General features: G+C 73.4%; 13 protein-coding genes. 7 read left to right on the forward strand and 6 right to left on the reverse strand.

The window, feature by feature from the left end; genetic code table 11:
• Together VFJ21_01410 and VFJ21_01415 are read right to left on the reverse strand one after the other, a co-directional pair.
• Positions 1-279: a hypothetical protein gene (locus VFJ21_01410; GenBank protein HET7405780.1), complete on the reverse strand. Its 279-nt coding sequence runs from the start codon at positions 277-279 to the stop codon at positions 1-3.
• The gene (locus VFJ21_01415; GenBank protein HET7405781.1) at positions 276-1,031 is read right to left on the reverse strand and encodes a PspA/IM30 family protein; all 756 of its coding nucleotides are present in this window, start codon (positions 1,029-1,031) and stop codon (positions 276-278) included. Before VFJ21_01415 ends, VFJ21_01410 begins: the two co-directional genes overlap by 4 nt.
• 88 nt (positions 1,032-1,119) lie before the next feature.
• Here VFJ21_01415 and VFJ21_01420 point away from each other — a divergent pair, with 88 nt between their 5' ends.
• Complete coding sequence (locus VFJ21_01420) at positions 1,120-1,713, forward strand: DUF3043 domain-containing protein (protein HET7405782.1); 594 nt, start codon at positions 1,120-1,122, stop codon at positions 1,711-1,713.
• Between the two features lie 24 nt (positions 1,714-1,737).
• Positions 1,738-2,736: an aldo/keto reductase family protein gene (locus VFJ21_01425; protein HET7405783.1), complete on the forward strand. Its 999-nt coding sequence runs from the start codon at positions 1,738-1,740 to the stop codon at positions 2,734-2,736.
• Positions 2,737-2,749: 13 nt separating this feature from the next.
• Here the strand turns inward: VFJ21_01425 and VFJ21_01430 are convergent, their stop codons facing one another.
• From VFJ21_01430 to gcvT, 3 genes are read right to left on the reverse strand one after another with little or no spacing between them, the layout of a single operon-like run.
• The gene (locus VFJ21_01430; GenBank protein HET7405784.1) at positions 2,750-2,959 is read right to left on the reverse strand and encodes a hypothetical protein; all 210 of its coding nucleotides are present in this window, start codon (positions 2,957-2,959) and stop codon (positions 2,750-2,752) included.
• Positions 2,956-3,501: a shikimate kinase gene (locus tag VFJ21_01435; protein ID HET7405785.1), complete on the reverse strand. Its 546-nt coding sequence runs from the start codon at positions 3,499-3,501 to the stop codon at positions 2,956-2,958. The genes VFJ21_01430 and VFJ21_01435 overlap by 4 nt, the downstream gene beginning before the upstream one ends.
• Entirely contained in the window at positions 3,498-4,604 is a 1,107-nt protein-coding gene (gcvT, locus tag VFJ21_01440) for a glycine cleavage system aminomethyltransferase GcvT (GenBank protein ID HET7405786.1), read from the reverse strand. Before gcvT ends, VFJ21_01435 begins: the two co-directional genes overlap by 4 nt.
• Before the next feature lie 44 nt (positions 4,605-4,648).
• Here gcvT and VFJ21_01445 point away from each other — a divergent pair, with 44 nt between their 5' ends.
• From VFJ21_01445 to VFJ21_01465, 5 genes are all read left to right on the forward strand, one after another.
• Positions 4,649-6,139, forward strand: a complete 1,491-nt coding sequence (locus VFJ21_01445; GenBank protein ID HET7405787.1) for a leucyl aminopeptidase — start codon at positions 4,649-4,651, stop codon at positions 6,137-6,139.
• 102 nt (positions 6,140-6,241) lie between these two features.
• Positions 6,242-6,883, forward strand: coding sequence for a hypothetical protein (locus VFJ21_01450; GenBank protein ID HET7405788.1), 642 nt, complete (start codon positions 6,242-6,244; stop codon positions 6,881-6,883).
• Positions 6,884-7,014: 131 nt separating this feature from the next.
• Entirely contained in the window at positions 7,015-8,394 is a 1,380-nt protein-coding gene (gene lpdA / locus VFJ21_01455; GenBank protein ID HET7405789.1) for a dihydrolipoyl dehydrogenase, read from the forward strand.
• Positions 8,395-8,448: 54 nt separating this feature from the next.
• Positions 8,449-9,984, forward strand: coding sequence for a 2-oxoglutarate dehydrogenase, E2 component, dihydrolipoamide succinyltransferase (sucB, locus tag VFJ21_01460; protein ID HET7405790.1), 1,536 nt, complete (start codon positions 8,449-8,451; stop codon positions 9,982-9,984).
• A gap of 1 nt (position 9,985) precedes the next feature.
• Positions 9,986-10,915, forward strand: a complete 930-nt coding sequence (locus VFJ21_01465; protein ID HET7405791.1) for a TIGR01777 family oxidoreductase — start codon at positions 9,986-9,988, stop codon at positions 10,913-10,915.
• Here VFJ21_01465 and VFJ21_01470 read toward each other — a convergent pair.
• A complete protein-coding gene (locus VFJ21_01470; GenBank protein ID HET7405792.1) occupies positions 10,912-12,147 on the reverse strand; it encodes a hypothetical protein in 1,236 nt (411 codons plus the stop codon). The genes VFJ21_01465 and VFJ21_01470 overlap by 4 nt on opposite strands.
• Positions 12,148-12,149: the final 2 nt, after the last annotated feature.

A 12,149-nucleotide genomic window follows, 5' to 3' on the forward strand; every position in this document is an offset into this window, starting at 1 on the left:
TCAGCCGGGGATGAGCCCTTCCTCGCCGAGCAGGTCTCTGACCTCGGCCAGCCCCGCATCGGCGGAGGGCAGGACGAGGTCCGACGGCACGAGCGTGTCGTCGGGCATGGGGACGCCCACCTCGCGCACCCGGCCGAGCAGCGCGGCCAGAGCGCTGCCGAACGCGCTCTCGTCGTCGCCGTCGACCGCGCGGGCGAGCGCGTCGTCGAGCTCGTTGAGCCGGTCCAGCTCCGCCTCGGGGACGTCGAGCTGGCCCTCGCCCAGGATGCGCACGATCATTGATCTGCTCCGGAGCCGCTCTCCACCTGCTTCGGTGCGTCGGCGCCGCCGATCTGCTGCTTCATCTTCGCCAGTTCGGCGTCGATGTCGCTGCCCGAGGACAGCTGGTCCAGCTCGTGCTGGATGTCGTCGTCGCGGCTGCCCGGCGGCAGCGACGCGTCGTCGAGCGCGCCGGAGGCGAGCAGCTCGTCGACCGCGCCGGCCCGCGCCTGCATCTGCAGGGTCTTGTCCTCGGCACGCTGGATGGCGAGGCCGACGTCGCCCATCTCCTCGGAGATGCCGGCGAACGCCTCACCGATCTTGCTCTGCGCCTCGGCCGCCGTGTAGGTAGCCTTGATGGTCTCCTTGCGGGTGCGGAACGCGTCGACCTTCGCCTGCAGCCGCTGCGAGGCGACCGTGAGCTTCTCCTCCTCGGCCTGCAGCGACGCGTGCTGGGTCGCCAGGTCGGAGATCTGCTGGTTGACGGCGCCCCGGCGCGACAACGCCTCGCGGGCGAGGTCGTCACGGCCGGCCGTGACGGCCTGCTGCGCCTGCCCCTGAAGCTTGTCGGCGGAACCCTGCAGCTGCTGCATCTGGATCTCGAGACGCTTACGGCTGGTGGCGACGTCGGCAACCCCGCGACGGACCTTCTGCAGCATCTCCAGCTGCTTCTGGTAGGAGTAGTCGAGAGTCTCGCGCGGGTCCTCGGCGCGGTCGAGCGCTTTGTTGGCCTTCGACTTGAAGATGAGCGACAGGCGTCGCGCGATGCTCATCGGCGTGGTCTCCCTCGTTCGTCGTGCACACCACAGTAGCCAGCCGCGCGCCGCCCGGCACTCCGTGAACGGTCGGTAACCTGGGTTCGTGCCCCTGTTCCGTCCCGGCCGCGACAGCGCGCCCGTCGACAGCGCTGTCGAGGAAGCGCCCGAGGAGGCGCCGCAGACCGCGGGCAAGGGCCGCCCCACCCCCAAACGGCGCGATGCGCAACGCCGTCGACGCGAGGTCGTCAAGGCCCCCACGACCAAGCGCGAGGCCTACCGCCAGCGGCGCGACCGCATCCGCCAGGAGCGACGTGGCCAGCGCCGCGCGCTGGTGTCCGGCGACGAGGGCAACCTGCCGCCGCGCGACGCCGGCCCGGCCAAGCGCTACGTCCGCGACATGGTCGACAGCCGGCGCAGCATGGGCACGTTGTTCCTGCCGGCCGCGCTCGTGCTGCTGTTCGCCAGCACGGTGAAGGGCCCGGCGCTCGCGGCGCTGGTCTCGTTCGGCTACGTCGTACTCCTCGGGGCGATCATCGTCGACAGCTTCGTGCTGTCCCGCAAGGTGCACCGGGCGGTCAGCGAGAAGTTCGGTGAGAAGGCGACCACCGGGGTGCGGATGTACGCCATCACCCGGTCGTTGCAGTTCCGCCGGCTGCGCATGCCGCCGCCCAAGGTCAAGCGCGGCGACCGGGTCTGAAGCCTGAGCCGTAGGGTTCGAGGCATGGAGTATCGCCACCTGGGCCGCAGCGGCCTGCTCGTGTCCGAGATCGCCTACGGCAACTGGATCACGCACGGCAGCCAGGTGGAGGCCGACACGGCGACCGCCTGCGTGCGCGCGGCACTCGACGCCGACATCAACTTCTTCGACACCGCCGACGTCTACGCGCAGGGCCGGGCGGAGGACGTCCTCGGTCGGGCTCTCGACGGCGTGCCCCGCAAGGACCTCGTGCTGGCGACGAAGGTGTTCTGGCCAACAGGCGCGGGCCCCAACGACCGCGGCCTGTCGCGCAAGCACATCTTCGAGTCGATCGACGCGTCGCTGCGCCGGTTGCGCACCGACTACGTCGACCTCTACCAAGCGCACCGGTTCGACGTCGAGACACCGCTCGAGGAGACGCTGCACGCGTTCGACGACCTGGTGCGCGCGGGCAAGGTGCACTACATCGGCGTCTCGGAGTGGACCGCGGCGCAGATCGAGGACGCGCTGCGTATCGCCGACGCGATGGGCTTCGACCGCATCGTCACCAACCAACCGCAGTACTCCGCGCTGTGGCGGGTCATCGAGGCGGAGGTCGTGCCGCTCTGCGAGCAGGAGGGGGTCGGCCAGATCGTCTGGTCGCCGATCGCGCAGGGCGTGCTGACCGGCAAGTACCGTCCCGGCGCCGAGCCGCCCGCCGGCTCGCGGGCGACCGACGCGACCGGCGGCGGGTTCGTCAAGCGCTGGCTCGAGGACGACGTGCTGACCCGCGTGCAGGAGCTGGCGCCCGTCGCCGACGAGGCCGGGCTGTCGATGGCGCAGCTCGCGGTGGCCTGGGTGCTGCAGAACTCCAACGTCTCGGCCGCGATCATCGGGGCCTCGCGTCCCGAGCAGGTGAAGGACAACGTGGGTGCGGCGGGCGTACGGCTCGACGACGCGGTCATGCGACGCATCGACGAGATCCTCGACCCGGTCGTCCAGCGCGACCCCGCGCTCACCGTCAGCCCGCGCAAGCGACCCTGAGCGCGGCGGGCGCTCACTCCTCCCGCAGACTCATCGGGCCGTAGACCTCGCGATCCCCGTCGAGGAGCGTGACCTGCTCCACCCCGGCCGACAGCAGCTCGCGCCAGTTCTCGCCCACCCAACTCTCGGCGTCGGACCGCGTCGGGAACGCCTCTCCCTGCGGCGCCTCGCGCGGGGAGACCGGCGTCCCGTCGGCCGCCTCGTAGCGCCAGGTCCAGCTCATCGGTCCTCCGGTCGCTCGTCGGACATAGCGGTGAAGATGCGGTCGGCGATCTCGTCGGGGCTCAGGTCGTCGACGTCGACGATGTAGGACGCCACCGCGGCGTAGCGGTCGGCGCGCCCGTCGTACAGGCGCCGCAACGCCGTGGCCACGTCGTCGCCCTCGTGGAACCACGGCCGCCCCTCGCCCGTACCCACCCGCTGCGCCAGTGTCTCGATGCGGGCACGCAGCCAGACGACGAACCCGCCCGCCGCAAGCCGGCGCCGGTCGTCGTCGCTGTCGACGATGCCGCCCGCCACCGCGGCGATGACGGGCGCCGGGGCGCGCAGCGCCTCGGTCAGGGCGCGGGACTCCAGGTCGCGCAGCGTGCCGACGCCCTCCTCGTCGAGCACCTTGTCGGTGCTGCGGCCGCCCGCGCGAGCGACCAACGTGTCGTTGTCGAGGTAGGGCCAGCCGGTGCGCTTCGACAAGGCGGCACCGACCGTCGTCTTTCCGGCACCCATCATCCCCATGAGCAGGACGCGCTGCGGCGGAGCGGGGCTCATCGCGGCGACGCATCGACGAACGGCGGGCGTACGACGTGCATGCCGGCCGACCGACCCCTCACGTCGACGAGCACCGCGTCACCCTCCTGCACCTGCGACCCGAGCAGCGCGAGGGCGACGCCGACGCGGCGGGTCGGCGAGAACGTGCCACTGGTCACCTCGCCGACGACCGTCCCGTCACCCGCCGTCACCGTCATGTGCGGGCGAGGGATGGCCCGGTCGTCGGCGACCAGCCCCCGCAGCAACCGCGCGGGTCCCGCCGCGCGCTCGGCCAGCATCGCGTCGCGTCCCCAGAACGCCGGCTTGTCCCAGCCGACGGCCCAGCCGAGCCTCGCCTGCACCGGCGTGACCGTCGGCCCGATGTCCTGACCGTGCAGGGGATATCCCATCTCCGTGCGCAACGTGTCGCGGGCGCCGAGGCCGCACGGCAGCCCACCGAGGTCGATCGTCCGGGCGAGCAACGCGTCCCACACCGGCCCCGCATCGGACCAGGGGCAGACGATCTCGAAGCCGATCTCCCCGGTGTAGCCGGAGCGGCAGACCACGACGGTCGTGCCCTCCCAGCCGGCGTCGGCGAACGACATGTAGTCGTGGTCGTGGGGCAGCCCGAGCTGCGCGAGCAGCTGCGGCGAGCGCGGTCCCTGGACGGCGAGGACCGCGAAGTCCTCGTGCCGGTCGGCGACCTCGACGCCCGGTGGTGCCGCCGCCGCCAGCCGCCGCGCCACCTCGGCGGTGTTGGCGGCGTTCGGGACGAGGAACACGTCGTCGTCACCGCGCAGGTAGGCGATGAGGTCGTCGACGATGCCGCCGGTGGGGTCGTCGCAGCACAACGTGTACTGCGCCTGACCCGGCTGCAGGCGGCCGAGGTCGGCGGTGAGGCAGGAGTCGACGAACGCCCGCGCGCCCTCGCCGGTCACTGCGACCTTGCCGAGGTGGCTCACGTCGAAGACCCCGACCGCCTGGCGGACCGCCGCGTGCTCCTTGAGCACGCCCCCGCCGGCGTAGTCGATCGGCATCGACCAGCCGCCGAAGTCGGCGAGCTTCGCGCCGAGCGCGAGATGCCGCTCGTGCAGTGGCGACCGGCGCGGCTCGTCGGCGGGCATGAGCGCCACGCTACCGAGCACGGGCGCCCGCTAGCGTGGCGGACGTGACCGACCTGACCGTTACCAGCGCAGATCCGGCAACCCTCGACGTCGATGCCCTGGTGGTCGGCCTGGTCCAGCGGCCCGACGGGCCCCCGGCACTCGCGGCCGGCGCGGCGGCGGTCGACGCCGCCCTCGACGGGCAGCTCGCGGCAGCAGCGGCAGCCGTCGGCGCCACCGGCGCCGCCGGAGAGGTGACCCGCCTGGCGACGCTCGGGCGGCTCACCGCCAGGACGGTGGTCGCCGTGGGGCTCGGCGCCGGGCCCGCCGACGCGGAGACGCTGCGCCGCGCGGCCGGGGCCGCCGCGCGCGAGCTGGCCGGCTCGGCCTCGGTCGCGACCACCCTCGTCACCGGCGATGACGAGGGTCCACTGCGCGCGGCCGCCGAGGGGCTGCTGCTCGGGGCCTACGCCTTCCGCCGCTACCGGACGGTGTCGGGTGAGCGGGTCCGCCCCGCCGTGGAGCGCGCCCTGGTCGTCGTCGACAGCGAGGCAGCCAAGGGCGCACAGCAGGTGGTCGACCGGGCTCGGGTGGTCGCCGAGGCCGTTCACCTGTGCCGCGACCTCGTCAACACGCCGCCGTCCGATCTGCACCCGGCCGATCTCGCCGCGGCCGCACTCTCGGCCTGCGAGGGTCTCGACCTCGAGGTCGAGGTGCTCGACGAGCGGGCCCTGCGGGATGGGGGCTACGGCGGGATCCTGGGGGTGGGCGCCGGCGCCGAGCACCCGCCGCGGCTGGTCCGCATCGCCTACCGCCATCCCGACGCGACCGCACACGTCGCCCTCGTCGGCAAGGGCATCACGTTCGACTCCGGCGGCCTGTCCATCAAGCCGGCCGCGTCGATGGAGTGGATGAAGTCCGACATGGGCGGCGCCGCCGCGGTGCTCTCGACGCTGACGGCGGTCGGGCGCCTGGGCCCGGCGGTCAACGTCACCGGCTACCTCGCCATCGCCGAGAACATGCCCAGCGGCACGGCGATCCGCCCGTCCGACGTCCTCACCATGCGCGGCGGGCGCACCGTCGAGGTGCTCAACACCGACGCCGAAGGTCGCCTGGTCATGGCCGACGCGATCGTGCGGGCCTGCGAGGAGTCCCCGGACGCGCTGCTCGACGTGGCGACGCTCACCGGGGCGCAGCTGGTCGCGCTCGGCTCGCTGACGTTCGGGGTCATGGGCAACGACGACGCCCTGCGCGCCGCGGTGGTCGATGCCGCCGGGCGCACCGGGGAGCAGGCCTGGCCGATGCCGCTGCCCAAGGAGCTGCGCTCGTCGCTGGACTCCGACGTTGCCGACATCAAGAACACCGGCGACCGCTACGGCGGCATGCTCGTGGCCGGGTTGTTCCTGCAGGACTTCGTGGCCGAGGGGGTGCGCTGGGCGCACCTCGACATCGCCGGGCCGGCGTTCAACCAGGGCAAGGCGTTCGGCTACACCCCTCGGGGCGGCACCGGCGCAGCCGTACGCACCCTCGTGGAGCTGCTCACCTCGTGGCAGTGATCCATCCGGGCTAGGCATCACCCGGACGGGTGTACGTCGCAGCCGTCGCGGCGGCCGATCTGGCCGGTGGACTACTTATCCCGTCATCCACCGGAGGCCACCGTGCTCGACCGTCTGCCGACCGTCGTCGCCACCAAGATGAAGATGCTCGCGCTCGTCGCCGCGGCCACCACCGCGGGCGGCACCGGCGCCTACGCCGTCGTCGCGTCGGTGACGCCGGCGCCGCTCAACACCGTCACCGTCGCCAGCGACACCACGGCGAGCCCCGACCCGTCGGTGACCGACTCGCCGACGACGGACCCGTCGACCGGCACCGACCCGACCGACACCGCCTCGCCGACGGACTCCCCGACCGACTCGCCCGACCCGTCGCCCACCGACTCGGTCGGCACCAACGCCGCACCGACCGACGGCAGCACCCCCACGTGCCCCGCCGGTGTGACCAACCACGGCCAGTACGTGTCCTCGGTCGCCCGCGACAAGAGCACGACGGGCCGCGACCACGGCAAGGCCGTCTCCGAAGCCGCGCACAGTGACTGCGGCAAGACCGCGCCCGACAGCACCGGCACCGACGGCACCACGGGCGAGTCCGCCGACCCGACGGACACCGCAAGCGCCACCCCGACGGACAGCCCGACCGACACGCCGACGACCACGCCCAGCACCGACGGCAGCGCGTCGACCGGCTCCGCGACCACCAGCGGGCACGGTCACGGCCACGGCAACGGGCACGGCCACCACTGATCGCACGCACCACCCCCTCCACGCGGGGACCGTCCACTCCGGACGGTCCCCGCACCCGTGTACGGGGGTGACCCGGAGGCCGGGTGGAAAGATGGCAGACGACCCCCGACGTCGTGGGAGAGGAAGCCGACGTGGCGAGCACGCAATCCGCCGACCTCGTGATCCTCGGGGCCGGTAGCGGGGGCTACGCCTGCGCCCTGCGCGCGGCGGAGCTGGGCATGTCGGTCGTCCTCGTCGAGCGTGACCGCGTCGGCGGCACCTGCCTGCATCGCGGTTGCATCCCGACGAAGGCCTTGCTGCACGCCGCCGAGGTCGCCGACTCCGCACGGGACAGCGAGGCCGTCGGCGTACGCGCCACGCTCGACGGCATCGACATGGCCGGCGTCAACGCCTACAAGAACAAGGTGGTCGAGCGGCTCTGGAAGGGGCTGACCGGGCTCATCAGCTCCCGGAAGATCACGGTCGTCGAGGGTGAGGGCCGGCTGGTCGCGACCAACGCCGTCCAGGTGGGTGACGACCGGTTCGAGGCCGGCCGGGCGGTCGTCCTCGCCAGCGGGTCGCAGTCGAAGACGCTGCCCGGGCTGGAGGTCGACGGCGAGCGCATCATCACGAGCGACCAGGCGCTGACCCTCGACCGGGTGCCGTCGTCGGTGGTCGTGCTCGGCGGCGGGGTCATCGGCGTGGAGTTCGCCAGCGTCTGGCGGTCGTTCGGCGCCGAGGTGACGATCGTCGAGGCCCTCCCGCACCTGTTGCCGGCCGAGGAGGAGTCGAGCTCGAAGCTGCTCGAGCGGGCGTTTCGCAAGCGGGGCATCGGCTTCAAGGTCGGCGTGCGCTTCTCCGACGTGAAGGTCACCGACTCCGGTGTCGCCGTCTCGCTGGAAAGCGGCGAGACCGTCGAGAGCGAGCTGCTGCTCGTCGCCGTCGGGCGAGGCCCGGTGTCCGACGGGTTGGGTTACGCCGACAACGGCGTCGAGATGGACCGCGGCTACGTGCTCGTCGACGACTACTGCCAGACCAACGTGCCGGGCATCTACGCACTGGGCGACCTGCGGCCCGGCTTGCAGCTCGCCCACGTCGGCTTCGCCGAGGGGATCATGGTCGCCGAACGGATCGCCGGGCTCAACCCGGCCCCGGTCGACTACGTCAACGTGCCGCGCATCACCTACTCCGACCCCGAGGTCGCCTCGGTGGGGCTGACAACCGCCCAGGCGAAGGAACGCGGGATGGAGACCGTCGAGGTGACCTACGACCTCGCCGGCAACGGCCGCGCCCAGATCCTCCAGACATCCGGCGCGGTCAAGGTCATCGCCGCCAAGGACGGACCGGTGATCGGCGTACACATGGTCGGCGCTCGCGTCGGCGACCTCATCGCCGAGGCTCAGCTCATCACCAACTGGGAGGCGCTGCCCGCCGAGGTCGCCCAGCTCATCCACCCGCACCCGACGTTGTCCGAGGCGTTGGGCGAGGCGCATCTCGCGCTCGCCGGCAAGCCGCTGCACACCCACGGGTAGGACGGTCGGAGAACCCGCCGCCCACCCGGTCGACCGAAGGAGCACGCAGCACCCATGGCCGTCTCCGTCACCATGCCACGCCTCGGCGAGAGCGTGTCCGAGGGCACGATCACCCGCTGGTTGAAGAAGGAGGGCGAGCACGTCGAGGCCGACGAGCCGCTGCTCGAGGTCTCGACCGACAAGGTCGACACCGAGATCCCCTCACCGGCCTCGGGCGTGCTGACCGCCATCAAGGTCGCCGAGGACGAGACCGTCGAGATCGGCGCCGAGCTGGCCGTCATCGACGAGACAGGCGGCGCGGAGACGACCCAGGGCACCGTCGACGTGACCGCGCAAGAGCAGTCGCGGCAGGCAGGCGCACCGGCCCCCGCCCCGCAGCAGCAGCCCGAGCAGGCCGCCGAGGAGCAGGCACCGCCCGCGGAGCCGGTGCCGCAGCAGCCGGCCGCCCAGCAGGCACCCCCACCACCCCCGCAGCAGGCACCCCCACCACCCCCGCAGCAAGCACCCCCGGCTCCCCCGCAGCAGGCGCCACCGGCCGTGGCGCAGCAACCGGCGCAGCAGGCACCCCCGCCCGCGAGCGACGGGCAGGCGAGCGATGCGGCGTACGTCACCCCGCTGGTCCGCAAGCTGGCGGCCGAGCACGGCGTCGACCTGGAGCAGATCCAGGGGACCGGTGTCGGCGGGCGCATCCGCAAGCAGGACGTGCTCGACGCCGCCCGTACCGGCGGGGCCGCACCGACCAACGCGCAAGCGCCCGCTGCGCAGGCCGCTCCCCCGCAGCAACCGGCGGCCCCATCGCAGCCGGCAGCCGCCCGGCCGGCCGGCGCCCCCCCGGCGCAGCGGCCCGCAGCGGTCGGGCCGACGCCCGCGCGCGGCCACACCGAGACCCTCTCCCGGCTGCGCCGGGTCATCGCCGAGCGCATGACGGAGTCGCTGCAGACCAGCGCCCAGCTCACCACCGTCGTCGAGGTCGACGTCACCCGGATCGCCCGGCTGATCGACGTCGCCCGCCCCGATTTCGAGGCCCGTGAGGGCGTGAAGCTGCGCTACCTGCCGTTCTTCGCCCTGGCCACCTGCGAGGCGCTGCGGGCACACCCGGCGGTCAACGCGTCGATCGACACCGACGCCGGCACGGTGACCTACCACGACTCCGTGCATCTCGGGGTGGCCGTCGACACCGACCGCGGGCTCCTGGTGCCGGTGATCAGGGACGCCGGCGACCTCAACATCGCCGGCCTGGCCCGCAAGATCGCGGATCTGGCCGAACGCACTCGCGGCAACAACGTGAGCCCCGACGAGCTCGGCGGCGGCACGTTCACACTGACCAACACCGGCTCGCGGGGCGCGCTGTTCGACACCCCGATCATCAACCAGCCGCAGGTCGGCATCCTCGGGACCGGGGCGGTCGTGAAACGGCCGGTCGTCGTCGAGGACCCCGAGCTCGGAGAGGTGATCACGATCCGCTGCGTGATGTATCTCGCCTTGACCTACGACCACCGGCTCGTCGACGGGGCCGACGCCGCACGCTTCCTCGGCACGGTCAAGGAGCGGCTGGAAGCCGGCGACTTCGCCGCGGACCTCGGCCTCTGACGTGCGCATCGTCGTCACCGGGGCATCGGGCCTGCTCGGGCCCCGGTTCGTCGACCAGATGCGCGGCGCGGGCCACGAGGTGCTGCGCCTCGTGCGACGCGCGCCGGCGTCGGCGGACGAGCGCACCTGGGATCCGGCCGCCGGACGCCTCGACCCTGCGATCTTCGAGGGCGTCGACGCGGTCGTGCACCTGTCCGGCGCCAACCTCGGCGACAAGCGCTGGACCGGCGAGTACAAGCAGGTGTTGCGCGACAGCCGCATCGTCAGCACCGGCCTGGTGAGCCGCACGCTGGCCGACCTGCCGCACCCGCCCGGGGTCCTCGTGTGCGCGTCGGCGGTCGGCTACTACGGCGACTGCGGCGAGCGGCACGTCGACGAGACCGCCCCACCGGGAGAAGGCTTCCTCGTCGACCTCGTCGTCGACTGGGAGCGGGCGACGGCACCCGCGTCCGAGGCCGGGGTCCGCGTCGTCCTCATGCGCAGCGGGATCGTGCTGGCGCCGGACGGAGGCGCCCTGAAGAAGATGCTGCCGATCTTCAAGGCCGGCCTCGGGGCACGCCTCGGCTCCGGGCAGCAGTGGTGGAGCTGGATCGCCGTGCACGACCAGCTGGCCGCGATGCGCTACCTCGTCGAGAACGACGCAGTCCGGGGTCCGGTCAACGTCGTGGCGCCGCACCCGGTGCGCAACGTGGAGTTCACCCGGTCGCTGGCCCGCGCGCTGCACCGGCCGGCCGCCCTGGCCGCGCCGGCCTTCGCGCTGCGGCTGCTGTTCGGCGAGCTGGCCGACGCCGGGCTGCTCTGGAGCCAGCACGTCGTGCCGCAGGCCCTCCTCGACGCCGGGTTCAGCTTCCGCCATCCCGATCTCGACGGCGCCCTCGCCAGCCTGCTCCAGCAAGACGGCCCCGCCCCGCGCCCCGCGGCCGAGGGCTAGGCCGGCTGCACCGACCACAGCCGCCAGCCGTCCGCTTCACGCTGCACGACGACCGTCCAGGTCCGCGCCGGCCGCGGCGCGACGTGCTCGAGGACCCGCCCGCCCGCGGTGACGACGTCGTACGCCGAGAGCGTGTCGGTGACTGCCAAGGTGACCCGGCCCGCCGCGGCGGACACGGCTCGGACGGCGAGCACGGAGCTTGCGTAGCCGGGGACCGCCGCCGCCCCGGCCGCGCGCCACCGTTGCACGGTGCCGACGTCGGCCGCACGTTGCGGGGCGGCACCGGCATAGACCGCGGTGAGCGCGACCGGATCGAGCCGGCGGATCGCCGTCACGCGGCTCGCGACCAGATCCGCCACCACGGCCGACCAGTCAGGCCCTCGCGACAGGTGCGCGGGAGACGGCCGCGAACGACCGTGACCGGCCAGCACCCCGAGCACGACCCCCGCGCCAGCCACCAGCGCCAGCAGGGCCACCGCCGGCCAACGTCGGGTCGCGCCGCCCGGCTGCGCGCGAGACGCCGGTGCGGGTGACGCGTGGACCGGCTCCTCCTCCTGGCCGGCCTGCCCCGGCGGCAGGCCAGCAACAGTGACTACCGGCGATGTCACGTCGACTGCGGCCGCGAGCGCCGCACCGAGCTCGACCATGGTCGGCCGCTCTGCGGGTGGGGCGTGCGCGGCGGCGCGCAGCACCTCCTGCGGCGCTCCGGCGGCATAGCGCAGGCAGAGCAGCGCGATCGCCCGGACATCGCCAGCCGGACAGGGTGGCTCATCGGCGTATGGGCTGCGGTGCGCGGTGCCGTCGAGCGCACCGAGCAACCGCGTGACGTCGACGTCGAGCAGCAGCCGACCGTCCCCCACCAGGACGTTGGCCGGAGTCAAGGCACCGTGCACGGTCCCCTGCGCGTGCAACCGGGCCAGGGCGACCGCCAGGGCCGCGAAGTGCGCCAGTGGCTGGGATCCCGCCGCCCGCAGGCTGCCCCCGACCGCGAGATCGGTGACCACCGCGACCTCGCGCCCGGACGTCACGAGGCCGCGCAACGTCACGTAGCCCGCATCGGGCAGGTCCGCGGCCAGCAACCGCTCGGCCGCGCGGCGGGCGACCGCCGGCCGGAGCCGCCGGAGCATCCGCGCGGCGCCGGTCGACGTCTCGACGGCCGACCACGCCTCACCCGCGGGGCCGACACCGAGCAGCCGGTCGAGCCCGTAGCCGGGGAACTCAGGCGACGTCATGA

This window comes from Mycobacteriales bacterium, from assembly GCA_035690485.1.
In the GTDB taxonomy this organism is placed as follows: Bacteria; Actinomycetota; Actinomycetes; order JAFAQI01; family DASSKL01; genus DASSKL01.